Genomic DNA, 24789 nt, shown 5'->3' with positions numbered 1-24789 from the left:
TTCCAGCGGTATTACTGTGCGAGCACCAGGGCGGGGACCTGGCTCAGGCTCGCCGACAGCGCGTCGATCTTGTCCGAGAGGTCCTTGCGCTGTGCGGCATTGACGGTGGCGTAGGAGGCGTAGCCGTCGCCCTGACGGAACTGGTTGATGCCGTCGCGCACGGTCTGGAACTGTGCGGTGATCTTTTCCATCAGCGCCGGGTTCTTGGCGGTGATCATGGACTGCATCTCGGCGATCAGGGTTTCCGAACCGTCGATATTGGCCGCGAAATCGTAGAGGTCGGTGCGCGAGTACCGGTCCTCCTCACCGCCGACCTTGGTCTTGGCGATCTCGTCCACCAGCGCCTGCGGACCCTTCACGAACGTCTGGGTCTCGAAGTTGAAGTCGGCCTTCTTGACCTCGTCGCGCAGCGCGGTCACGTTGGACAGCAGCGTGTCGGCCTCTTTGTTGATGGCGTCCTTGGTGTCGGCGGTCTTGGCGTTGTCGACATCGGCCTGGCTGATGTCGTCGCCCTTCTCGCCGACCTGGCTCTGCTGCGGCGGCCACAGGAAGCGCTCGATGCGGTGGAAGCCGGTGAAGGGCTGCTTGCCGTTCTCGGTGTCGTCCCAGCGCATGTCGATGGCGGGATCGAGGTCGGCGAAGGATTCCGCGACCGGCTCGACGCGCTCGTAGAAGGTGCGGGTCAGCCCGAACTGGGTGCGCGCGGCGTTCAGGTCACCGGACTTGACCGCGGCGGTGAAGGTGGTGGTCTGCGCGACCAGGCCGTCGAGCTGTCCGCGCACGTAGTCGAGGTAGCGGGCCTTGGCCTGATCGACGTCGGCGGGCACATCGGATTTGGCCTTCTGCTCGCCGCTCACGTCGAGGTTCTGGCGAATTCCGTTGCCCACCATGCCCGGTTTACAGGCGGTCTCGTACTTGCCGGGTTCGGTGATCTCCACGACCAGCTTGCCGGTGACGCCGGGTCCGATGTTCTCGACCTCGCCGAGCACCCGGTTGTTCTTGCCGAACACGTAGAACTCGGTGACCTTCGAGCCGTTGTTGGTGACGTCGAAGGTGACCGTTCCGGTGGACGCGCTGCCGGAGCCGAGTTCGCAGGCGGAGTCGGTGGAGGTGACCGCGATATCGCCCGCGCCGGACTTGGATTTGGCCGTGCACGCGGTCAGCACCATCGGCACCGACACCAGCAGGCCCAGCACGGCGACCGCCTGACGTCTCGAGTTCGGTTTCACTGTTTTTCCTTTCACCTTCCGGCGATCACGAGGCCGGAGTCTGGTCCGCCGCGACGGCGGGAGAAGCTTGCGGAGCGCGGCGGGGACGCAGGAACAGCGTCAGCACCACCGCCAGATAGACCACCCACGCGATCAGCTGCAGCACGGTCGGGTCCGGGCGCAGGTTGAACAGGCCCGCCAATGTGGTTCCGTACCAGGATGATTGGTCGTAATGGGCGCTCACATCGAAGGCCAGGTCGTTCTGCCCGGGCAACCAGCCGACGATCTGCAGCGCCCGCACCCCGTAGGCGAGGATGCCCGCGGCCACGACCACCAGGATCGCGCCGGTGTAGGTGAAGAACGTCGCCAGGTTGATCCGGATCGCCCCGTAGTAGAGCGCGACGGTGATCGCCACCGCGACCAGCACCCCCAGCAGCAGTCCGACCAGCGGCCAGCTACTGCCCGAGGTGTTCTCGGCATACCCGACCATCAGCAGTGCGGTCTCGAGCCCTTCGCGTCCGACCGCCAGGAACGCCAGCGCCGCCACCGCGAACCCGCCCATCTCCATCGCGCTGGACATCCCGCGCTTGAGATCGGACGAGATGTGCGCGGCCGCACCCCGCATCCACAACACCATCCCGGTCACGATGCAGACCGCGATCAGTGACGCGACTCCGGCGACCGCCTCGGCGGCCAGACCACTGATGGTCGAGGTCCCGTAGTGGATGCCCGCGAACACCGCGAACACCATGGCGACGGCCGTCCCCACGCCCAGCCACAGCCATTTGAGGTTCTCGCTGCGATCGGACTTCACCAGGAAGGCGGCCAGAATCATGACCACGATCCCGGTCTCGAGCCCCTCGCGCAGTCCGATCAGCCCGCTACCGAACAACTGGGTCGCCACCGTGGGCGTCGACAGAGCGAGATACACGCCCACACCACCTCGTTCTGTCCGTCGCCGACCAGGCGAATCATGGGGTAGGTAAGCCTGCCCTTTCTAATTGCTGGGCAAGCGTACAGCACACCCGGGCAGTCGCATGACCGGCTCGTAGCGGAACCGAGCCGACGGTGACCGGCGCGCCCCGGGCGACACAGCGGTCGCGGATTGCCGCATGGTTCGCGCGGTCCTGGGCCAGCCAGTCCCGGACCACCCGCGGGTCGCAATGCTCACGGTGAACCAGGTCGGGCCAGTTCCGACGCGGTGGGCCGGATATCGCCAAGCGGGACAACGGCTCTCGGTGCGGGGAGACGGTGGCCGACAGGGCAGTATGTGGCGCATGAGTTTCGAACGGCCCGCCCTCACCGGCCTGGACGATATCGACTGGGCCGCGCTCGAGCATGCCTACGGCCCGGCCGAGGATGTGCCGGATCTCTTGCGGCAGTTGACCGGTGGCGACCAGGAAGCCGCGCAGGACGCCATGTACGAGCTGTGGGGCACGGTCTGGCATCAGGGCTCGGTGTATCCGGCGACGGTGGCGGCGGTGCCGTATCTCGCGGCCATCGCGGTGTCCGGGAGCAGCGGGGTGCCCACGGCGGAGGTGCTGGCCCTGCTCGGGTCGATCGCGGAGAGCACGGATCCTCGGGGGCTGCGGGATCCGGAGGCGGTGCGCGCGGCGGTCACGGCGTGCGTCGAGGTCATCGTGCCGCTGGCCGGGAGTGCCGATTCGCAGACGCGGGCGGCGGCGCTGTTCGCCCTCGTGCACAGCGCGCCCGCCGAGCGGGTGCGGGCGTTGCTGCTCGAGCACTGGCGGACCGAGACGGAACCCGCGCTGCTCAGTGCGGTGCTGCACGGGCTGATGCGCATCGACGCCACGGCTGCGGCCGACCGCGCGGGTGAGGTGCTCGGGGCAGTCGATACGGGTTCGATCGATGCGGTGCTGCGGGTGTCCGCGGCGATCGCCTGGTTGCGCGCCGGGCGGGCGTTGGACGCCAACGTAATCGGAGCCGCCGTTTCCCCGCTCCCGGACGACACCGGCCTGTCGCTGTGGCCGCTGATGCACGATCCGTTCGAGTCGATTCTCGGGGCGGTCGTCGAGCATCATGGCGTGCGAGCGGCGCTCGATCTGGTGGCCGCGACGCTGGATGCCGACAACGCGGGGTCGGCGGATCTGGTCGGACAGCGGCTGGCCGCGGCGGAAGCGTTGATCGCGGGATATCGCAGTGCCGCAGCAGTTCTCGCCGAGCCGATCGCGCGGTGGCTATCGACGCGGGAGCTCACCGCGCGGGTGATCGGCACGCTGGAGCGGATCGGGCCGGGCGCGTCCGGACCCGCAGTGCGGGAGCACCTGGTCGCCATAGCATGCGGCGAGCTAGACGTGACCACCGAAACCGACTCCGGAACAGCGGATTTCGCGGATGAGGCCCTCGCCTGTCTGGCTCGCTGGGCCGACCCGATCGTGCCCGGTCTGCTCGCCCGAGATCTGCCGGGCCGCCCGCGCACCCTGGAGGTGGTGGCCGAGCCCGGCAGCGGCCCGGGCCGTACCTCGTGGCCGTTCGACGCCGCGCTGCTCGACGCGATCATCGCTCGCCTGACCACTGCTGTCGGCACTCCGGATGCGGCAGAGCCCTTCGCGGACAATCCGATTCAGGCGGCGCTCTTCGGTGGGCGCGGCAGGAAGGACACCAGCGGCGAGCGCGCGCTGGTCCGCATCCTGTGCGCCTGGGGCCCGCCCGCCGCGCCGGCTGTCGGCGTCCTGATCCGGATGCTCGCTGCCAACCCGGCGCCCGCCGCAGATGCGCTGGCCGCCATCGGAATTCCCAACGAAGAGGCTGTGGCGTCGCTACGCCGAATCGCCGGGGACAGCCACGGCGCCGCACGCACTCGGATCACGGCCGCGAAGGCGATCCGGGCGCTGACCGGAGAGACGCACCTACTGCTCGAGATGGTCATCGAGCTACTCGCCGAAAGTCCGATCACGCGGGGCGCGGCCGCCTACGAGGCGCTACAGCCCGCCGCCGAGGCCGCCGCCGAACTGCCCGACCACGCAGCGACTCTCACACCCCACTTGATCGCGGCCCTGCACTCCGTCCCGATGCCGACCCCGGCACTGGTCGCTCACGAAATCCGGATCAGCCTCGCGCGCACCCTGTGGCGGTTCAGCACGGACGCCGAGCCCTTGCTCTCGGTCCTGTCCGACACGCTCGCGCTCGCCGGTGAATTCGCGACCGGATCGACCGTGGCCCGCGCGGCCGAAGCCGCCGCCGACCTCGGCCCGACCGCCCGCCCCCTCCTGCCCGCGCTCGAAACCGCCCTCACCGATCCCCTCTCCTGCCCCGCAGCCGCGCGGGCCCTGCTGGACATCGACCCCGACAGCGCATGGACCACCATCAACCGTGAACAACTCGTCGAACGTCTCATCGACGCCCTGATCGAGAGCCGAACAGCCCACGGCCGCAACGGCATTCTCGACCGCCTCACCGAACTCGCTCCACATCCCACGAAGTGCGCCGAGCGACTTCGCGACCTGGCAGACCGCGACGAACGCCTCGTCACCGCTTCTTTCGACAGCCGCATCGTCGAAGCCGACGAGCAGGCCCGAACCCGAATCCGAGACCTCCTCGCACGGTGAGCCTTCGGCTTCCGAGCAGCTCTTTCGCCCCCGGTCCGACCCGACCCGGCGTATCATTTTCCAGCTGACACCAGTGGTCAACAGGGGGAGCATATGCGGCTCGATCCGGGAGCCGAGTTCGCGGGGCACACGATCGAACGGGTGCTCGGGGCCGGCGGGATGGGAACGGTGTATCTGGCCAGCCAGCCGCGGCTGGCTCGGCCGGTGGCGCTGAAGGTGCTCGACGAGAGCATCGCCGGGGATGCCCGCGGGCGTGCGGGTTTCGAGCGTGAGGCCGCGCTCGCCGCGCGGCTCGACCACCCGAACATCGTGCCGATCTACGACCGTTCCGGGTCGGATGCCGAATTCCCTTGGCTCTCCATGAAATACGTGGCGGGCGGAGATACCGCGCTGTGGATCGTGCAGCGCGGCGGGCCGCTGTCCGCATCCGACGCGGTGCGGCTGCTCACGGGCGCGGCGCGCGGGCTGGATTACGCGCACCGGCTGGGGATCGTGCATCGCGATATCAAGCCCGCCAATATCCTCGTCGATCGGGTCGACGAGGATGCGCGTGCCGTACTCACCGATTTCGGGATCGCCCGCGCCCTCGACGACACCCTCACCCTCACCGGTTTCACGGCGACGCTCGCCTACACCGCTCCGGAACGGTTCGGTCGCGGCCCGATCGACCATCGCGCCGACATCTACTCGCTCGGCTGCACGCTCTTCGAATTTCTAACGGGGAGCAAGCCTTTCCCCTACTCCGACCACGCGGCGATCATCTCCGCGCACCTGCACACCGCGCCGCCCCGGCCCACCGCGTCGCGGCCGGAACTGCCGTCGGGTCTCGACGACGTGATCGCGACCGCCATGGCCAAGAACCCGCAGGACCGATTCCCCAGCTGTGGTGCGCTGGCCGCCGCAGCCGCCGAGGCACTGCGCGCCGACCGCGGGCCGGTCGCCGCCCGGCAGGCGATGCCGGCGCCCGCCGCACCGAGAGCCACCGTGACTATCCGTGACGGGGAGGATGCCGCGCCGACTGTCGTTGCGGCGCAATCCACACCGTCGCGCGGCCCGTCCGTCGCGCCCCGGCGCGCGGGGACCGTGCTGGCCGTGACAGCTGCGCTGCTGGCCATCTGCGGTGGTGTGGTGCGCGCGGTCGGCCCTCGCCTCGATACCGGGGTCGAGCAGTTCACCAGCTTCCTCGATGTCCTCGCCATCCTCGCTGTCCTCACCGGCGCACTGGCTTTCGTCCCCCTGCGACACCGGCTCTTCGCTCCGGCGGCGCTGATCGGGCTGTCGCTGACCGGATTATGGGGAACAATCGCCCTCATCGGACGCGCGATGTGGATGAGCGATCAAGGCTTCAGTATCGACCCCGAGTACCACCTGTTCGCTGCGGTCGTTCCCGTCACCCTGGTCTTCGCGGGAATCTGTGCCGCTGTCGCGGTGCGGCTGACTCAGGACGAGCGGGCCGAACTCCGGCTTCCCCGAACACGATCGACGGCGGCGTCGGCCCTGGTCGGCATACTGGCCTGCCTGGTGACCGTGAAGGTCTCCACCGCGACCGTGTCGTGGACGGGCGGCGACTACGACCTGCCCCCGTGGGTGCCGGTCGCGTGGGCGATCATCGCCGCGGCCCCACTGCCGCTGGCCTGCCTGCTGCCCCGCCCGCGCTTCGGTGCCATCACGACCGGTTGGGCATTGGGCGGCTTCGCGTTGCTCATGTACGGATTCCACCGCTACTCCGGCTTCCACGAGTATGTCGACGGCACACCGGATTCGGCGGCACGCGTGCCCGCACTGCTGATCGCCGTGGCGCTCGTCGGCGTCATCGCCGTCGGACTACGCGAGTTCAGCCGAGCGCCGGATCAAGCGACCTAGACCAGGTCTCGCGCCTGGTCGTCCACGTGCGCGGCCCTACCCCCATTGGATTCGCCGACTCCCGCGCGGCCCTGCGCGATGCGCTGAATACACCCAACCCGCCGCTAAGCTGACCCGGACATCCGGTCGATCACGTCAGCACCGAGGAGCGCGCAGCCTTGAAAACCTCCGCTCTGCTTCCACTCGTCCCGGTGTGCGCGGCGCTCGCGCTGGTTGTGAGTCCGGCTCGCGCCGAAATCGCCTCCGGCTCCGAGTATGTCGCGCTGGGCAGCTCGTATGCCGCCGGGCCGGGGCTGCTGCCCATGGTCGATACGGGGTGTGCGCGCTCCTCGATCAACTATCCGAGTCTCGTGGCGCGGCGCCTGGGTTTGAGCCTGCGGGACGTAACCTGTAGCAGCGCAACGACTGCCGACATTCTCAGCCGGTCGCAGCGCACTCCGGTCGGTTCGGTGCCGCCGCAGATCGATGCCGTCGGCGCGGACGCCCGGCTGGTCACGGTCACCATCGGTGGCAACGATCTCGGATATGTCGGATCCCTCACCGGGGAGAGCTGCGCCAACGCGTTGACCTCCGCCGCGGCGTTGGCGGCTCGGTTGTGCGGGCAGTCGCCGGGAGCGATCACGCCCACCACCGTCACCGACCTCGACGCGGTGCGGCAATCACTTACCGACCTGGTCACCACGATCAGGCAGCGCGCACCGCAGGCCACCGTGGTGCTCGTCGAATACCTGCCCGTATTCGATCAGGACGCCTCCGGGTGCGCGGTCGTTCCTGTCACGCCCGAGCAGGCCGCCGCGTTGCATCAGACGTACTCCGGGTTGCGGGACGCGACCGCGGCGGCGGGCGCGGCCACCGGGGCCCTCGTCGCTCATCCGAGCGAGGACCCCGCGCACACGCCCTGCGGCCCGGTCCCCTGGACCGCCGGTTTCGAACTGCCGGACCCTGCTGCGGGCAAGGGGCTCGCCTATCACCCGACCGCGGCGGGAATGGCCGCACTGGCCGAATCGGTCAGCGCCGCTATCGGTTCCGCTCAATAGATCGGTCGTAGTGCCCGCACGGGAACCGATTCACGCGTTCTCGCGCGACTGCTGAGCCAGCGCCGCCAGCTCCTTGAATTTCACGATATTGCCTGCGGCCGCCCAGGTGCCTTCCGGCTGTTCGCGGATAAGCACCCAGACACGCAAGCCCTCGCTGTCCGGGAGTCCGGCCGCGGCGAGGATGTCGGCCGTGACCTCCTGCGCGAGACCGGCTTTGCGTCGTTCGGACAACGCACCCTCCGGAACGGTCACATCGACGCGGAACCGGGGCAGGTCGTCGCCGAGCGCGGCGAAACCACCGTCGGCGACCTCCTCGACGCGGCACCAGGCCTGCGCGCGGAAGAAGGTGTTGTCGGGCGCGCCCTCCCACTTCAGCAGGATCGCGGGCAGGGACTTTCGCAGGTCGGCGCGCGCGGTCGCCGAGAGTACGTCGGCGGGCACGGTCAGCTGGATCATCGGCATCGTGGACTCCTGGGGATCGACTTCCAGTGGGGGTATAACGATCGTTATATCCGGGGACGCTACTATATAACGGTCGTTATAAAAAGGAAGGTGAGGATGGCTGCTACCGAGGACTCACGACGCAGGCTGGTGGCCGGAGCGGCGGACATGATCCGGCGACGTGGCCTGGCCGCGACCAGCGTGCGCGAGCTGGCGAAGCACGCGCACGCACCTCTCGGCTCCACGTATCACTACTTCCCCGGCGGCAAGACGCAGCTCGCGGCCGAGGCGGTCGGGTATGCCGGGGACACGGTGACCGGCATGCTCGAGCGCAGGCTGCGACAGGGACCGACGGAAGGCCTGCGCGCGTTCCTGCACACCTGGCGGAAGATCTTGGTGGACAGCGACTTCCGGGCGGGCTGTCCCGTCCTCGCGGTGGCTGTCGAGGATGTGCCCGAGGCCGAGGGCGCGCCCAGAGCCGCTGCCGCCGCGGCCTTCACCGCCTGGACCGGGCTGATCGCGTCCACCCTGCGCGAGCACGGCGTCGAACAACCCGCCGCCGAGAGCACCGCCATCCTGATCATCGCCGCGTTCGAAGGCAGCCTGGCCATGTGCCGTGCCGAACGCAGCACCGCGGCATTGGACCGCGTCGCCGAACAGCTCGAGCGGGTCCTGCACGCCACCCTCGAGACCACCGATTCCGAGAAATAAGGAGAACTCGACAGTGAAGTCGACCGAAACCCTCACGCACCCTTTGGATCTCGCCACCGCCCTGGAGCGATCCGATGAGGGAGTGTTCCTGGGCCACACGGCCGCGGGCTATTCGAACATGGTGGGCCCGTTCGGTGGCCTCACCGCGGCCACGCTGCTGCGCGCGGTCCTCGACGATCCCCGCCGCGTCGGCGATCCACTGTCGATCACCGTGAACTTCGCCGGGCCGATCGCCGACGGGCCGTTCACCATCGACGCGGACCCGGTGCGCACCAACCGCACCACCCAGCACTGGATGCTGACCCTCCGCCAGCACGGCGCGGTCGCCACCACCGCGACCGTGGTGTCGGGCCTGCGCCGCCAGACCTGGACCGACACCGAGATCAGCCCGCCGACGGTCCCGGCCGCCGACTCGGTCCCGGTCACCGAACTCCCCGAATTCCCTTCGTGGCTGCGCAATTACGAGATGCGCTTCATCGAGGGCACCGGACCGGTGTCGCCCGGCGCGAGCGAGCAGCCGACCTCCACGACGACCCTGTGGGTACGCGACACCCCCGCGCGCACCCTCGATTTCCTCGCCCTCACCTCCCTGGGCGATGTCTTCTTCCCGCGCGTCATGGTGCGCCGGGGGGCTTTCGTGCCCGCCAGCACGGTGTCGCTCACCACCTACTTCCACGCCGGGTCCGAGGCCCTCACCGCCCAGGCCGACCGCCCGATCCTCGCCACCGCCCGCGCCCAGCACTTCGGCGACGGCTTCTTCGATCAGACCGCGCAGCTGTGGTCCGACACCGGGGAACCCCTGGCGATCAGCCATCAGCTCGTCTACTTCAAGGACTGACGGTCTGAACCGCCGGCCGCCGAGCAACGTTTAAGTATTTGCTACGTAGTTTCCACGACGCGCGCCGACGGCCTCGGGGGTGATTCTGGATACACATCGAGAGCCGGTGCTCGACACAACGGAGTGCCGCTGCAGACATCAATGACGCTGACTGCGCAGCTCGGCTCTCGATGAAGAGCGGTTACGGCGGTTCGGCCAGACTAGGTGGCCGGACTGTTGTACACGGGTCGAGCAGTTTGCCGGACGGTGACCTCGCCGCTCAGAGATCGCAGCCAATAGTCGAGTTCCGTCATATCCTCCGCGCCGAGCAGGTCCGGGTCGACGGTCGTTCGGAACTGATGGGCGACACCGGAATCGACGACGGCACGCAGGCTGCGGTGGGCGACGACCCGCGGACGAGAAATGCCGCGGTGGCGCGGAAGACACCTGCCCCTGCACCCCGTTGAACCCCTCGGCGAGCAGCATCCGCAGCGACCACCCCGCACAGTAGCCGGACAGCATATCCAGATCGTGAATATGCAGGTCACCGGACCGATGCGCACGACCGACCGCCCCGGAATACACCTCGTCCAGCCAGTAGTCGGCGGTGATCTTCCCCGCCGCGTTGAGAATCAGCCCACCCAGCGAAAACCCCTGGTTGGCATTGGCATTGATGCGCCAGTCCCGCCGCTCCAAATACTCCCTGATCGTATCGACAGCATCAACGGCGCTCACGAATGCCCTCCCAGGACAAGACAATTGGACACCTACCAATAAAGCAGAGTCCACCCCCACACCCAACTCGTAGCGAGGTAGAACGAATCACACGAAGCCGCACAGAAATTGGCAGTCGCCGAAATCAACCCAAATTCCCCGGCCTATGTATGTAATTCAGACCGCCGACCGACATCGACGTCAATTGGTCCGCAAGATCCGACTCACCCCGTTGTCGAACTCGACCACGATCCGACCGACATCACCCGGATCTTCCGGATCGAACCAGACCACAACCTCGTCATCCATCCCGATCGGATTCGCGGGCACCTGCAAAGCGGTCGGCGTCAGCCAACGCCGAGTACCGACATGATCGGTGAACACCACCGTCAACGTCGCCACCTTGGGATTCGGTGTCGCCGGAAAGTCCTGCAGCCCAGTCGATGTCACCACACCCCGAGCACTGACCGCCGCCGCCCGCACCCGCGCCGCCACACCCCGCCGCCGACTCCGATTCAGAAACCCGGCAACCATCAACGCCACCAACCCGACCGCCACACCCAACAGCACCCCACTCACCACCCCAATCAGCTGTGTCCCCCCGGAAAACCACAGCACCCCACCGGCACTCGCACACCCCGCAGCCAGAAACTCCACCGGCCCGACCACAGTCCGCTCAGCCTCGAGGACCGCCGTCTTCATCCGCCACGCCGACACCACGATCAACCCGATCCCCACGGTCCACATCGCCGGAAGCATCCCGACCAGCCAGATCGGCTCGCCCCCGATCCGCGGCACCGAAACCCCCAGGAGCCCAGCCGCGCCCACGCCACACACCAGAAAGATCCCCTGCTTGATACCGGAGGGAGCACCCCGCCGCACATCACGCCCGATCCGAGGCGGAACAGTACTCATCCGCCGAGCCTACGGCTGAACTGCCGACTGATCCTGTTGGGCGAAGTTCGCTGGGCGTGAGGATTTGGTGCCGAACATTCGGTCGAGGAGTTCGCCCAGCACGATTCCGATGACGGTCCACACCAGTAGTTGGTTGATCACCGAGTAGAGGCGGAACTTCCAGAGGACGTCTGCGGGGAAGCCCGGGTAGACGATGTTTCCTTGGAGGTCCGTGATCGGTTGTGGGGTTTCGGTGGATGCTCGGGCGTAGCCGAATTCGTGCTGGTGGGCGATGTTGGCGCTGAGGTCGCCCAGTGAGGGCAGGACTGCCAGCAGGGCTGATAGCACGATCAGGAAGGCGATTGCTGCTATCAGTGCGGAGTAGTAGACACCGAGGCGGTGTCGTAGGCGCACAGCGAGATACACCGCCAGGCCGAGGAACAGTAGGGAGCAGCCCACCATGGTGAGGTAGAGGTGGCCTCGGGTGGTGATGGTGAATGTGTGGCCGATCGCGGGCGGGTTGGCCGGGTATTTGATGAACGGGATCAGGTAGATGCCGAGGAAGCCGAATCCGGCGATCAATTGCACCAGGGTGCGGGGGCGGATCGAGAAGCGGCCGTGCAGAACCAGATAGGCGACGGCTACCAGGGCGCCCATGGCCATCGAGAAGGCGATGATTCCGGTGGCGACGCCGATGGTCGACTGGATGGTGCGGCTGAAGATCTCCGGGCCGTCGGGTGCGACGGGACGTCCGGCGGCTTTGTTGAGTGCGTCGAGAATGTCGTCGCGGCCGGACTCGTAGTCGATGGCCTTGTCGATCTGAGGTTCGGCGAAAATCCTGGCGAACACGAATCCGAGGACGCCTGCGATGAAGCCCGCGAGTACCCCGCGGAGAATGACTCGAATTTCCACGGTATCAACGCTTCCCGCTCGCTCAGTGACAGGGGAAGCCGAGGAAGTGGCGGGCGTCGTGCACCCACTCGTGCACGACCATGGTCCGGCCGAACACCGAGGTCATGCCCTCGTCCACCCCCACGAAGTAGTAGGCCAGCAAGGCCAGCAGAGTGGTGATGGTCAACAGCAACGCGACCCTGGCCCACGCCAGGGCCTGGGTCGCTTCTCGCGGGGCGAAGGTACCGGAAACGGGAACACTAACCATCGGTCATGCCTCCAATAGGGATTTCGCGTCCCCACAGCTGTAATGCGGGAAGTACCGAATGCCCGAGGGTCTGACTCGCCAGCAGCCGCTGGCCTCACAGTGGCGCGACCGTGCTGGAGTCCCACCAGCTTCCGCGTGCCGATACTTCCAGCTAAATGTAAGTCCGCCCTTCTCCGCCTCGCAAGACTTCCGCGACTTCGAAACCACCTGGTCATTCGCAGCATTCGCCGGGCCCGTCCCGATCCTGGACGGGCCCGGCGGCTGTACGGCGAATGTCAGCGCTGGAATGGCATGTCCGCCTTAGGTGATCACCAGGAGCAGGTCGCCGCCGTCGACCTGTTGGATGGTGCTGATCGTGATCCGTTCGATCACTCCATCTTTGGGAGCGGTGATCGCGGCTTCCATCTTCATGGCCTCGATGGTGGCCACGGTGTCGCCCGCGCTCACCTGGGCGCCGACGGCGGCGGCGATGGTGACGACGCCGGAGAACGGGGCTGCCAGTTGGCCGGGGTCGGCCGGATTCGCCTTCTCCGCCAAGGGAATCTGGTCGGCGATGCCGCGGTCGCGGACCACAACCTGGCGTAGCTGGCCGTTGAGCAGGCAGACGACTGTGCGCATGCCGCGTTCGTCGGGTTCGGAGATGGCTTCCAGGCCGATCAGGAGGGTGACGCCCTTCTCCAGTTCCACGCGGTGTTCCTCGTCGTGGCGCAGGCCGTAGAAGAACTGGTTGGCCGACAGGCGGGAGATGTCGCCGTATTTCTTACGGTGGGCGAGGAATTCGGCGGTGGGGGCGGGGAACAGCAGCCGGTTGAGGGTGGCGCGGCGGTCGGCGGAGGTGCCTGCGAGAGCGTTCTCGTCGTCGGCGGTCAGGTCGGTTTCGGGTCTGGCTGGACCACGACCGGCGAGGGCGCGGGTTCGGAACGGCTCCGGCCAGCCACCGGCGGGGGTGCCCAGCTCGCCGCGCAGGAAGCCGATGACCGAGTCGGGGACGTCGAATCGTGCGGGGTCGGCGGCGAATTCGTCGACGTCGACACCCTTGCCGACCAAGGCCAATGCCAGGTCGCCGACCACCTTGGAGGACGGAGTGACCTTGACCAGGCGGCCCAGGAGCCGATCGGCGGCAGCGTATTTCGCCTCGACCTCCTCGAATTGGTCACCCAGGCCCAGCGCGATGGCCTGCTGGCGCAGGTTCGAGAGCTGACCGCCCGGGATCTCGTGGTGGTAGACGCGGCCGGTCGGGCCGGGCAGGCCGGATTCGAAGGGCCCGTACACCTTCCGCAATGCCTCCCAGTACGGCTCGAGGTCGCACACGTTCTGGAGATCCAGGCCGGTGTCGTGCGGCGAATGTGCCGCTGCGGCAACGATCGCCGACAGCGCGGGCTGAGAGGTGGTGCCCGCCATCGGTGCCGACGCACCGTCGACGGCGTCCGCACCGGCCTGCCACGCCGCCAGATACGTCGCCAACTGCCCCCCGGGAGTGTCGTGGGTGTGCACGTGCACCGGCAGATCGAACTCCCGGCGCAGCGCGGTCACCAAGGTGTGGGCGGCGGGCGGACGCAGCAGACCCGCCATGTCCTTGATGGCCAGCACGTGCGCGCCCGCGTCCACCATCTGCTCGGCGAGCTTCAGGTAGTAGTCGAGAGTGTAGAGGTCCTCGCGGGGATCGGAGAGATCCCCGGTGTAGGAGAGCGCGACTTCGGCCAGGGCAGTGCCGGTTTCGCGGACGGCGTCGATGGCCGGACGCATCTGATCGACGTTGTTGAGCGCGTCGAAGATGCGGAAGATGTCGATACCGGTCGCGGTCGCCTCGGAAACGAAAGCACGCGTGACCTTTTCGGGGTACGGCGTGTAGCCGACGGTGTTGCGGCCGCGCAGCAGCATCTGCAGGTTGATGTTCGGGACAGCCTTCCGCAACGCGGCCAGCCGCTCCCACGGGTCCTCGTAGAGGAACCGCAGCGCCACGTCATAGGTTGCGCCACCCCAGCATTCGATCGACAGCAGCTCCGGAGTCATCCGCGCGACATGCCCCGCGACCGCGAGCAGACCGCTGGTGCGTACCCGGGTCGCCAGCAGCGACTGATGCGCGTCGCGGAAGGTGGTGTCGGTGACCGCGACCCCCTTCCGCTCGCGCAGCCAGCGCGCGAACCCCTCCGGTCCCCGCTCGAGCAGCAGCTGCCGGGTACCGGGCGGCGGCGGGACCGTCAGATCCAGGCGCGGCAGTTTGTCGTGCGGGTACACCTTGGTCGGGCGCGGTCCGTGCGGCTTGTTGACGGTGACATCGGCCAGATAGTCCAGGATCTTCGAGGCCCGGTCGGCCGAGACGTGCCGGGTCAACAGCTCGGGCCGTTCATCGATGAACGACGTGGTGACGCGTCCGGCCTGGAACGCGGGATCGTCCAGAACCGCTTGGAGGAAAGGGATATTCGTCGACAGGCCACGAATCCGGAACTCGGTCACCGCACGCCGGGCACGGGCGATAGCCGTCGGGAAGTCGCGACCACGGCAGGTGAGTTTCACCAGCATGGAGTCGAAATACGCACCGACCTCCGCACCGACATTCGCGCCACCGTCCAGGCGCACACCCGCACCACCGGGCGAACGGTAGCCGGTGATGCGGCCTGTATCGGGCCGGAACCCGTTGGTCGGATCCTCGGTGGTGATCCGGCATTGCAGCGCCGCACCCCGGATGACGATCGCAGACTGACTCAACCCGAGATCTTCGAGAGACTCCCCCGCCGCGATCCGCAGCTGCGACTGCACCAGATCGACATCGGTGATCTCCTCGGTCACCGTGTGCTCCACCTGGATACGCGGATTCATCTCGATGAACACATGATTGCCACGCTCATCGAGCAGGAACTCGACGGTGCCCGCACACGAATACCCGATCTCACGGGCGAACGCGACCGCGTCCGCGCAGATCCGATCACGCAGCGCCGGATCCAGATTCGGGGCGGGCGCGAGCTCGATCACCTTCTGATGCCGCCGCTGCAACGAGCAATCCCGCTCGAACAGGTGAATGACATTGCCGTGCTGATCCGCCAGAACCTGCACCTCGATATGGCGCGGGTTGACCACCGCCTGCTCGAGAAACACCGTCGCGTCACCGAACGCCGACTCCGCTTCGCGCGCAGCGGCTTCGATCGCTTCCCGCAGCTGCGCCCGTTCGGCCACCCGACGCATGCCGCGCCCGCCACCACCCGCGACCGCCTTCACGAAGATCGGGAACTCCATGGCGTCCGACGCCGCGATGAGCTCGTCGACATCCGCCGACGGCACACTGGATTTCAACACCGGCAGCCCGGCCGCCTTCGCCGCGGCGATAGCCCGCGCCTTGTTGCCGGTCAGTTCCAGTACCTGCGAGGACGGCCCGATGAACGTGATCCCCGCCGCCGCACACGCCGCCGCCAGATCCGGGTTCTCCGAGAGAAACCCGTACCCCGGATACACCGCGTCCGCACCGGATTGCCGTGCGGCAGCGATGATCTCCCCCACCGACAGGTAGGCCCGCACCGGATGCCCGACCTCACCGATCTGATAGGACTCGTCGGCCTTGAGCCGATGCGGCGAATTGCGGTCCTCGTACGGGAAGACGGCGACGGTGTGCGCACCGAGCTCATAGGCGGCACGGAACGCACGGATCGCGATCTCGCCGCGATTGGCCACCAAGACTTTCGAGAACATAGGGCGGTCACCTCAATGATTCGGGGCGTCGGCGACGGTATGCCGCACCGGGAAAGAAGGACGGCCCGCACCGGTGAGTGCGGGCCGTCCGGGGATGTCGTGCCAGGGGCTGTCAGGCGACGACGGAACGCTGTGGCACGCCGACGTATTCGCTCAGCGGTCGGATCAGGGCATTGGACTCGCCCTGCTCGATGATGTGCGCGGTCCAGCCGGTGATGCGGGCCATCACGAAGATCGGCGTGAACACCTCGATATCGAAACCCAGCAGGTAATACGCGGGGCCGGTGGGGAAGTCGAGGTTGGGCTTGATACCGGTGGCCTCGGTCATGGTCTGCTCGAGAACCTCGTATATCTGCACCCACTGCTGCCCACCCGTGGCGGCGGCGATGTCCAGGAAGGCCTTCTTCATGGTGGGCACCCGGGAGTCACCGTTCTTGTAGACCCGGTGGCCGAAGCCCATCACCTTTTCCTTCTCGGCCAGCTTGTTGCGCATCCACTCCTCGGCCAGCGCGGCATCGCCGATCTCGATCATGTCGTGCATGACCGCCTCGTTCGCACCACCGTGCAGCGGGCCCTTGAGCGCGCCGATGGCGGCGGTGACCGCGCTGTAGATGTCCGACAGCGTGGAGGTGACCACGCGGGCGGCGAAGGTGGAGGCGTTGAAACTGTGCTCGGCGTAGAGGATCAGCGATACCTCGAACGCCTTGACCAGCTCCGGCGCGGGGACCTTCCCGAAACACATGTTCAGGAAGTTCTCCGCGAATCCCAGATGAGAGTGCGGTGCGATGGGATCGAGGCCCTGGCGCCGGCGGTGATCGGCGGCCACGATGGTCGGCAGCACCGCCATCATGCGCAAAGCCTTGGCGCGGTTGGCCTTCGGCGAGTTGTCGTCCTCGGCCGGATCCTCCGCACCGAGGTAGCTGATGGCCGTGCGCACGACGTCCATCGGATGGCAGTTGTCGGGCATCTTGGCCACCAGCGACAGCAGCGACCGATCAGCCCGGCGGGAGGCCCGCTCCTGCTGCTGGAACTGCGCCAGCTGCGCGACGCCCGGCAGTTCGCCGTACCACAGCAGATAGGCGACCTCCTCGAAACTGCAATTGGCGGCCAGATCCTGGACCGCGTAGCCGCGATAGGTCAGCGAGTTGGTTTCCGGCACCACCTTGGAGATAGCGGTGGTGTCGACGACGACGCCGGCGAGACCCTTGTAAATGGTCGGGATCGCGGTCTCCGTCATCACTGGTTCCTTCCCAGAGTGAAATTGAAGATATCGGAATCGAATTCGTTGTAGCGCTCGTACCGCAGCAGCTCGTAGAGCCGGCTGCGGTGCTGCATCCGATCGAGCAGACCGGATTGTGTTCCCACCTCGAAGATCTCGCGCAACCCGGTCTCGGCGGCGAACATCGCCAGCCGCAACGTGGTCACCGGGTAGATGACCGCGTTGAAGCCGATCGATTCGAGTACCTTCGCCGACAACAATTCGGACTTGCCGAACTCGGTCATGTTGGCCAGCAAGGGAATCGACACCGCGGCACGGAACTTCTCGAAATCGGCCGGGGTGTGCAGAGCTTCGGTGAAGATGAGATCCGCGCCCGCGTCGGCATAGGCCTTGGCCCGCTCGATCGCCGCGTCGATGCCCTCGATACCCGCGGCGTCGGTGCGCGCGCAGATCACGAAATTCGGATCCCGCTTGGCGGCAACGGCCGCACCCAGCCGCCGCAGCATGTCCTCGACGGGAACCACGGCCTTGCCGTCGAGATGCCCGCAGCGCTTGGGGTTGACCTGATCTTCCAGGTGCAGACCCGCGATCCCGGCATCCTCCATGACCGTGACCGTGCGAGCCGCGCTCATCGGCTCACCGAAGCCGGTGTCGGCGTCGATGAGCACCGGCAGGTCGGTGACCCGCGCGATCTGCTGTCCGCGCCCGGCCACCTCGGTCAACGTGGTGAGACCGATGTCCGGCAGGCCCAGATCGGCCGAGAGCACCGCGCCCGACACGTACACGCCTTCGAAGCCGATCTCCTGAATCAGCTTGGCGACAAGGGGATTGAACGCTCCGGGGAACCGCTGGATCGCGCCGGAGGTAAGTCCGGATTTGAACGCGGCGCGCTTGTCGGCGGCCGACGTGGCGGCGGCGATGAGCCCGGTCATCAGAACAGTCCCTTCGGGGACTTCGGCGCGCGAGCGAGCACGTCGGCCGAGACCGTGAAGGTCAGCTGCGGCAGTTCCGCGGCCGACAGCTCACCCGCACGCTGCGCCACCTCCAGGAAGCGGTCCTGCTCGGCGGTCTCGATGACACCGTCGGCCAGGGTGCGGAACTTCGCGATGTACTGCTCACGGGCGAAGGGACGAGCACCCAGCGGGTGCGCGTCGGCCACGGCCAGCTCGTCGGTGATGACCTCGCCGCTCTTGAGGGTGATCTCGGCGCGAGCTCCGAAGGCCTTCTCGTTCGGGTCGGTCGAGTGGTAGCGGCGCGTCCACTCGGCATCCTCGGCGGTGGAGATCTTGTTCCACAGCTCGATGGTGTCGGGACGCTGCGCGCGCTCGGGCGCGTACGAACGCTCGTGGTGCCAGGTGCCGTCCTGCAAGGCGACCGCGAAGATGTACATGATCGAGTGATCGAGGGTCTCGCGAGAAGCCTTGGGGTCGAACTTCTGTGGATCGTTGGACCCGGTGCCGATCACGTAGTGCGTGTGGTGACTGGTGTGCAGCACGATCGACGCGATCTGGTCGAGATCACCAACCTGCTTACGCAGCCGGAACGCCAGATCGATCGGGGCCTGGCTCTGGTACTCGGCGGAGTGTTCCTTGGTGTAGGTGTCGAGGATGCCGCGCTTGGGCTCACCCGGGCCGGGCAGTGGCACCGAGTATTCGGCGTTCGGGCCGCTCAGCAGCCACGCGATGACACCGTCCTCACCCTCCCAGATGGGCGAGGGCGCACCCTCGCCACGCAGGGCGCGGTCCACGGCCTCGACCGCCATCTTGCCCGCGAAGGCCGGGGCGTAGGCCTTCCAGCTGGAGATCTCACCCTTGCGCGACTGCCGGGTGGCGGTGGTGGTGTGCAGCGCCTGGCCGACGGCCTGATAGATGGTCTCGGTGTCGAGGCCGAGCAGGGTGCCGATACCGGCTGCGGCAGAGGGGCCGAGATGGGCGACGTGGTCGATCTTGTGCTCGTGCAAGCAGATCGAGCGCACCAGGTCGACCTGGATCTCGTAACCCGTTGCCAGACCACGGATCAGGTCACGCCCGGAGCGGCCGGTGTGCTGGGCGACGGCGAGGATCGAGGGGATGTTGTCACCGGGGTGCGAGTACTCCGCGGCCAGGAAGGTGTCGTGGAAGTCGAGTTCGCGCACCGCGACACCATTGGCCCAGGCCGCCCACTCGGGAGAGAACGTGCCCGCGACACCGAAGACGGTCGCGCCCGGCTGATAGGGGTGCGCCTGCGCCTGGGCCCGCGCATTGGCGACCGGGCGGCGGGTGATCGAGGCGGCGGCGACCGCGGCATTGTCGATGATCCGGTTGACGATCATCTCTTCGGTGTCGGCAGCAACCTCGACAGCGTCCGCGGCGACCTCGGCGATCCGCCACGCCAGATGCTCCTCGCGAGGGAAGTCCTCGGCCGAGCGATGGGTGCGAACGAGATGGTTCTTCACTGTCGGAGTCCTCCAGGATGTCGATGTTCACCGGTGCATTTCGCACGCTACACACGCCTGGTTTCAGCGGAAATCCCCCGCAAATGTCTAATTTTGTGTAAGGAAACTTGTAAAACTGTGAAAGTTGTGGAAATCGAGTTTGCTACATTGACGCCATGCAGAAGATGTATGCGGGGGCACGGTTGCGCTCGCTGCGCGAACAGCGCGGGCTCTCGCAGTCGGCCATGGCCAAGGTGCTGGGGCTATCGGTGAGTTACATCAACCAGCTCGAACACGATCAGCGGCCGATGACCCTGCCGGTGCTGCTGCGCCTGAACTCCCGCTTCGATCTCGACATGGCCTTCTTCGCCGCCGACACCGACGCGCGGCTCATCGCCGACCTCCAGGACGTCTTCGCCGAGGACCCCGAGGGCGCGGGCATCACCAGCGCCGAGATGGACGACCTCATCGCCCGGGTGCCCGCCGCCGCGCGCCTGCTGGTCGGACTGCACCGGCGACTGCGCGGCGCGACCGAGCAGATGGAACGGGTGTCCGCCGGAATCGAAGGCAGCCCAACGGATTCCACCGCCGCCATGCCCTACGAAGATGTGCGCGACTATTTCTACGATCGGCGCAACCACATCCCCGTACTCGATGCGGCGGCTGAGGAACTGTTCGCGCACAACAAACTCAGTCTGGGCGGGCTGGATCTACAATTGGCGCGCCTGCTGCGCGACCAGCACGGAATCACCGTAGTGATCCGCACCGACGACCCTGCGCGGCCGGGCCCCAAGCGGCACTACGACCCGGACTCCCGGGTGCTCATCATCGCCCGACGGCTCTCCCCCGGCCAGCGCGCCTTCCAAATCGCCACGCAGCTGGCGTTTCTCACGCAGGCCGAACCCATCGCCGCCCTCATCGACGAGGCCGAGGCCATGCCCGAACAGTCACGCGGTCTGCTGCGCATCGGACTCGCCAATTACTTCGCCGGGGCATTGATCCTGCCCTACACCGAATTCTGGAACGCGGCCGAAACTCTGCGCTACGACATCGAACTGCTGGCCGCCAAGTTCGAGGTCGGCTTCGAGACCGTCTGCCATCGCCTCTCCACGCTGCAGCGGCCCGGCAAGCGCGGTGTGCCGTTCTTCTTCGTTCGCACCGATCGCGCCGGGAACATCTCGAAACGCCAGTCCGCCACCGCATTCCACTTCTCTCGCGTCGGTGGCAGCTGCCCGCTGTGGGTGGTTCACGAGGCGTTCTCCACGCCGGGCGCCATCCGCACCCAGATCGCCCGGATGCCCGACGGCCGCAACTACCTCTGGCTGGCCCGCACCACCGACGAGAAAACGCCCGGATTCCTATCCCCCAAACGCGATTTCGCGATCGGCCTCGGCTGCGATCTCGCCTACGCCGACAAGCTCGTCTACTCGCACGGCCTGCCGATCGACGACCCCAGCACCGCCGTCCCGATCGGCGCGGGCTGCAAGGTCTGCGAGCGCACCGACTGCGCCCAGCGCGCCTTCCCCCAGCTGGGCCGCCCGATCCGGGTGGACGACAACAGCTCTCAGAACATTCCGTACGTCCCCACGTCGGCGGACTGACAGGGATCCCCGACTCGCTGAACTGCTCGGCGGGCCGGGGATCCCCTGTGGTCAGACGTGCGCGGGAGTCGCGCGGTTCGACTCGTCCTCGGGCACATCCTGTTTCGGGATCAGCGCCGTGGCGATCAAACCCACCAGCACGAAGCCCGCCGCGAGATAGCCGCCCAGGGTGATGCCGTCGGTCATCGCGGTCCGACCGGCCTCGGCGACCTGTCGCGTCTGTGGTTGCGCGGCAAAGTCTTCGATCACCGCACCCGCACTGCCGGTGATGGCGTGCGCGTACTGCTGCGCCTGCGCGGCAGGCGTACCCGCAGCGGTCAGATTGTCTTCGACCTGCGAGCTCAACGTGGTGAAGAAGATCGTGGTCAGCACCGCGATCCCGAGTGCGGAACCGAGCTGCCGGAAGGTGCTCTGAATGCCGGAGGCCTGGCCATTGCTGTGCTCGGGGATCTCGGCGAGCACCACATTGGTCACCTGCGCCGTCGCGAAACCCACGCCGACGCCGTACAGGCACAGGATCAGCGACAGCAGCCACCACGAGCTGTCGGTCCCGGCGCACAGGCCGAGCGCCGCCAGGCCGACGACCTCGAACGCGAGCCCCAGCCGAACCATGTTCAGCGGGGACGCCTTACCCGCCATGCTGAAGCTGGCGCCGTTGGCGATGAAGCTGCCGATGGCGATCGGCACCAGCGCCAGACCCGACTGCACCGCGCTGTAACCCAGGGTGAACTGCAACCACAGTGGCAGCACGGCGACGATGCCGAACTCGCCCAACCCGATGATCAGGGTGGCGATATTGCCGTTGCGGAAGGACGCCAGCGAGAACAGGCTCAGATCCATCAAAGCCTTGTCCGCGTTGCCGCTCCGGCGCAGCAGCACCTGCCGCACGAGGAAGCCGCCGAGTGCGAGCAGGCTCAGCAGCAACGCCACCAGGACCGGCGAAGGTCCACTGCCCCAGGTGAATCCGCCGAGGTTCATCGGATGGGTTGTGCTGATCCAGCCGTAGGTGCGGCCCTCCACCAGCCCGAAGGCCAGCAGTCCCAGGCCGAGTACCGACAGGATCGAACCGAGTACATCGAGACGACCCGGCACCCGGGGTGAACGGTCGATGCACAGCAGGACGCCGACCACGATCAGCACCGCCAGCGGCACATTGATGCCGAAAGCCCAACGCCACGACGCGTGTTCGGCCAGCCAGCCACCCAGCAGCGGGCCCAGGGCCGCGGCCGCGCCGATGGTGGAACCCCACACCGCGAACGCCTGCCCGCGCGCCTTGCCGGTGAAGGTGGCGTTCAGCAGCGCCAGCGAGGTCGGCAGGATCATCGCCGCACCCGCGCCCTGCAGGAAGCGCGCGACGATCAGCAGGCCGCCACCCGGTGCGAGCCCGGCCAGAATGCTGGTCGCGCCGAACACGACCACGCCGGTGACGAATACCCTTCGGGCGCCGATGATGTCGGCGACACGCCCGACGAGCAGCAGCAGCGCCGCGAACACGATCGCGTAGGACTCCTGAATCCATTGCGCCTCGGTCGAACCCGTGTGCAGGCCCTCGATGATCGACGGGATGATCACGTTCACGATCGTGGTGTCGACCACGATCACCGCGACGCCCAGGGCGATCGCGATCAAGCCGAGCCAGCGCCGCAGCGAGGTCTTCGCCTCGGCCCGTGCTTCCTCCATACCAATATCCTTCCAACATGGAATAGTTCCATGGCAAAAGTATCTACGATGGACGTATGTTGTCAATCGGTATGGTCGGCAGCACTCCGGCGCGGAAATGGTGAGGTGGAAGACGATGAACGACCCGGCTTCGCGGGAACAGCAGGAACAGGTGAACGAACGCCTGCGCGCCTACGGCGCGACCTTCCGGGAGTTCAGCCGCCGGTTCGCCGACTGGCTGGGCCTGCATTCCACCGACGCCGAGGCGCTCATCGAAATCCTGGCCGCCCAGGAACACGGCACCACCCTGTCCCCGGCGCGGCTCAGCGAACGAATCGGGCTGTCACAGCCCGCGACCACCGCGCTGTTGAATCGGCTCGAGAAGGCCGGTCATATCGTGCGCACCCGCGAACACAGCGATCGGCGCATCGTCACCCTGCGCAGCAACCCGAAGATCGACACGCTCGCCGACGAATTCTTCCGCCCGCTCGGCGACAAGGTCGAGGCGGTCATGGCCCGTTACTCCGGTGACCAGCTCCAGCAGTTCGAGACCTTCCTGGGCGATCTGCTGACCGCGATGCACTCCCAGCTCGAGCAACCGCTCACTCCCCTGTCGCAGCACCCCGAATCGTGAGCTGCCGGGATCGAAGCACGCGCTCAGCACTGGCGGGGCGATCCGGATAGCGCGGCGGAGCCAGGATCTGCAACTTACCGATCGCGATTCGAATCCCTGCTGACAGCAATGCTTTTCGGCGCGGCTGTCACCTCATAACCGAGGTTCGTGAGCACCTCGGTGGTCGCCTTGGCGAAGTTGAGGGTGATGAAGTGCAGGCAGGGCGCGCCCTCGTCGATCAGGCGCTGCGCCATCTCGGTGGCGATCTCGATTCCGGCCGCCCGCACCGCGGCGCGGTTCTCCTCGGGGCCATCGCCTGCCGCCCTGCGCAGCCGATTCAGCACGGCGGCAGGCAGTTCGCGGCCGGAGAGCTCCACCGCGCGCTGCACGGTGTGCAGGGAGGTGATCGGCATCAGCTCCGGGATGATCGGCTTGGCGCCCTCCACCGGATCGCACGCGACGGCCCGATCCCGCAGGCGCAGATAGTGTTCGATGTCGAAGAACATCTGGGTGATCGAATAGTCGGCTCCGGCACGGAGTTTGGCGATCAGGAACGCGGTGTCGGAGTCCAGGTCCGGGGAACGATGATGCCCCTGGGGGAACGACGCCACGCCGACATTGAAGTCGCCGAGATCCCGCACGATGCGCACCAGTTCGTCGGCGTACTCGACCCCGTCCGGGTGTTTGTGCCAGGCACCGAGCGGATCACCCGGCGGATCACCGCGCAGGACCAGCACATTGCGGATCCCGCAGTCGGCGTAAGAGCCGATCAGCGCACGCAATTCGGCGAGGCTGTGCCCGACCGCGGTCAGGTGCGCGACCGGCAGCAGGGTGGTCTGCTGCGCGAGTTCGCCGGTGATGCGGGCGGTGCGGTCCTTCGTCGAACCGCCCGCACCGTAGGTCATGGAGACGAAAGCCGGGTGCATGCGCTCGAATTCGCGCACGGCGCGCCACAGCCGGGCCTCCCCGGCGGAGTCCCTGGGCGGATTGAACTCCACCGAGAACGGCACCCGCGCCCCGGCATGGGTGTGCAGGCTTTCGACGACCGATCGGACACCGGGCGTCGTCGCGGAATCGCGCGGGGACCGGCTGGTCACGGGTGCCGTAGGAAGGTAGTGCATTCTCGCCTCAGGACTGGAAGTGATGGATCACGACCGGCCGGGGTGCCCGCCGCGTGGGCACCCCGG

19 protein-coding genes, 1 pseudogene and 1 riboswitch are annotated in these 24789 nt (G+C 67.2%); of the genes and pseudogenes, 7 read left to right on the top strand and 13 right to left on the bottom strand.

Annotation, left to right across the window (positions count from 1 at the left end; genetic code table 11):
• Positions 1 to 11: 11 nt before the first annotated feature.
• On the bottom strand, positions 12 to 1169 hold the full coding sequence (efeO, locus tag OG300_RS09730; protein WP_405498513.1) for an iron uptake system protein EfeO: 1158 nt from the start codon (positions 1167 to 1169) through the stop codon (positions 12 to 14).
• An 85-nt stretch (positions 1170 to 1254) separates the two neighbouring features.
• Complete coding sequence (efeU, locus tag OG300_RS09725; RefSeq protein ID WP_405494339.1) at positions 1255 to 2145, bottom strand: iron uptake transporter permease EfeU; 891 nt, start codon at positions 2143 to 2145, stop codon at positions 1255 to 1257.
• A gap of 340 nt (positions 2146 to 2485) precedes the next feature.
• Here efeU and OG300_RS09720 point away from each other — a divergent pair, with 340 nt between their 5' ends.
• The 3 genes from OG300_RS09720 (at position 2486) to OG300_RS09710 (ending at position 7677) form a co-directional block, all read left to right on the top strand.
• Positions 2486 to 4777: a hypothetical protein gene (locus OG300_RS09720; protein ID WP_405494337.1), complete on the top strand. Its 2292-nt coding sequence runs from the start codon at positions 2486 to 2488 to the stop codon at positions 4775 to 4777.
• A gap of 93 nt (positions 4778 to 4870) precedes the next feature.
• A complete protein-coding gene (locus OG300_RS09715; protein WP_405494335.1) occupies positions 4871 to 6640 on the top strand; it encodes a serine/threonine-protein kinase in 1770 nt (589 codons plus the stop codon).
• 158 nt (positions 6641 to 6798) lie between these two features.
• The gene (locus tag OG300_RS09710) at positions 6799 to 7677 is read left to right on the top strand and encodes an SGNH/GDSL hydrolase family protein (protein WP_405494333.1); all 879 of its coding nucleotides are present in this window, start codon (positions 6799 to 6801) and stop codon (positions 7675 to 7677) included.
• A 30-nt stretch (positions 7678 to 7707) separates the two neighbouring features.
• Here the strand turns inward: OG300_RS09710 and OG300_RS09705 are convergent, their stop codons facing one another.
• The gene (locus OG300_RS09705) at positions 7708 to 8139 is read right to left on the bottom strand and encodes a 4-oxalocrotonate tautomerase family protein (RefSeq protein WP_405494332.1); all 432 of its coding nucleotides are present in this window, start codon (positions 8137 to 8139) and stop codon (positions 7708 to 7710) included.
• Positions 8140 to 8235: 96 nt separating this feature from the next.
• On the opposite strand from OG300_RS09705, the gene OG300_RS09700 reads away from it, so the two are divergent.
• Both OG300_RS09700 and OG300_RS09695 read left to right on the top strand, forming a co-directional pair.
• Positions 8236 to 8829 carry a TetR/AcrR family transcriptional regulator gene (locus tag OG300_RS09700; RefSeq protein WP_405494330.1) on the top strand — a complete coding sequence of 198 codons (594 nt, stop codon included), beginning with the start codon at positions 8236 to 8238 and terminating at the stop codon, positions 8827 to 8829.
• A 13-nt stretch (positions 8830 to 8842) separates the two neighbouring features.
• Positions 8843 to 9667: an acyl-CoA thioesterase gene (locus OG300_RS09695; RefSeq protein WP_405494328.1), complete on the top strand. Its 825-nt coding sequence runs from the start codon at positions 8843 to 8845 to the stop codon at positions 9665 to 9667.
• Positions 9668 to 10057: 390 nt separating this feature from the next.
• Here the strand turns inward: OG300_RS09695 and nrdD are convergent.
• The 8 genes and pseudogenes from nrdD to prpD all read right to left on the bottom strand — a co-directional run.
• Positions 10058 to 10381, bottom strand: a pseudogene (gene nrdD / locus OG300_RS09690) (anaerobic ribonucleoside-triphosphate reductase); the annotation flags it as partial.
• A 180-nt stretch (positions 10382 to 10561) separates the two neighbouring features.
• Positions 10562 to 11275: a hypothetical protein gene (locus tag OG300_RS09685; protein ID WP_405494326.1), complete on the bottom strand. Its 714-nt coding sequence runs from the start codon at positions 11273 to 11275 to the stop codon at positions 10562 to 10564.
• Between the two features lie 9 nt (positions 11276 to 11284).
• Positions 11285 to 12166: a CbtA family protein gene (locus OG300_RS09680; RefSeq protein ID WP_405494324.1), complete on the bottom strand. Its 882-nt coding sequence runs from the start codon at positions 12164 to 12166 to the stop codon at positions 11285 to 11287.
• A 22-nt stretch (positions 12167 to 12188) separates the two neighbouring features.
• Entirely contained in the window at positions 12189 to 12413 is a 225-nt protein-coding gene (locus OG300_RS09675) for a CbtB-domain containing protein (RefSeq protein ID WP_405494322.1), read from the bottom strand.
• Between the two features lie 68 nt (positions 12414 to 12481).
• Positions 12482 to 12546: riboswitch (cobalamin riboswitch) on the bottom strand.
• Positions 12547 to 12713: 167 nt separating this feature from the next.
• On the bottom strand, positions 12714 to 16097 hold the full coding sequence (locus tag OG300_RS09670) for a pyruvate carboxylase (RefSeq protein ID WP_405494320.1): 3384 nt from the start codon (positions 16095 to 16097) through the stop codon (positions 12714 to 12716).
• Positions 16098 to 16209: 112 nt separating this feature from the next.
• A complete protein-coding gene (locus OG300_RS09665) occupies positions 16210 to 17334 on the bottom strand; it encodes a bifunctional 2-methylcitrate synthase/citrate synthase (protein WP_405494318.1) in 1125 nt (374 codons plus the stop codon).
• Entirely contained in the window at positions 17334 to 18248 is a 915-nt protein-coding gene (gene prpB / locus OG300_RS09660) for a methylisocitrate lyase (protein ID WP_405494316.1), read from the bottom strand. The genes OG300_RS09665 and prpB overlap by 1 nt, the downstream gene beginning before the upstream one ends.
• Positions 18248 to 19750 (bottom strand): 2-methylcitrate dehydratase PrpD, encoded by a 1503-nt coding sequence (gene prpD / locus OG300_RS09655; RefSeq protein ID WP_405494315.1) that lies wholly within the window; start codon positions 19748 to 19750, stop codon positions 18248 to 18250. Before prpD ends, prpB begins: the two co-directional genes overlap by 1 nt.
• A 155-nt stretch (positions 19751 to 19905) precedes the next feature.
• Between prpD and OG300_RS09650 the strand changes: the two genes are divergently transcribed.
• Positions 19906 to 21330 carry a short-chain fatty acyl-CoA regulator family protein gene (locus OG300_RS09650; RefSeq protein WP_405494313.1) on the top strand — a complete coding sequence of 475 codons (1425 nt, stop codon included), beginning with the start codon at positions 19906 to 19908 and terminating at the stop codon, positions 21328 to 21330.
• Between the two features lie 51 nt (positions 21331 to 21381).
• On the opposite strand, the gene OG300_RS09645 is transcribed toward OG300_RS09650, so the two are convergent.
• Positions 21382 to 23010, bottom strand: coding sequence for an MFS transporter (locus OG300_RS09645; RefSeq protein ID WP_405494311.1), 1629 nt, complete (start codon positions 23008 to 23010; stop codon positions 21382 to 21384).
• Positions 23011 to 23125: 115 nt separating this feature from the next.
• Here OG300_RS09645 and OG300_RS09640 point away from each other — a divergent pair, with 115 nt between their 5' ends.
• Complete coding sequence (locus OG300_RS09640; protein ID WP_405494309.1) at positions 23126 to 23623, top strand: MarR family winged helix-turn-helix transcriptional regulator; 498 nt, start codon at positions 23126 to 23128, stop codon at positions 23621 to 23623.
• Between the two features lie 74 nt (positions 23624 to 23697).
• Here OG300_RS09640 and OG300_RS09635 read toward each other — a convergent pair whose 3' ends face one another.
• Positions 23698 to 24723 carry a methylenetetrahydrofolate reductase gene (locus OG300_RS09635; protein ID WP_405494307.1) on the bottom strand — a complete coding sequence of 342 codons (1026 nt, stop codon included), beginning with the start codon at positions 24721 to 24723 and terminating at the stop codon, positions 23698 to 23700.
• Positions 24724 to 24789 lie beyond the last annotated feature (66 nt).

The organism is Nocardia sp. NBC_00511, from assembly GCF_045161165.1.
In the GTDB taxonomy this organism is placed as follows: domain Bacteria; phylum Actinomycetota; class Actinomycetes; order Mycobacteriales; family Mycobacteriaceae; genus Nocardia.
The sequence above is the reverse complement of the archived record's forward strand: the minus strand, read 5'-3'. Positions and strand labels throughout refer to the sequence as shown.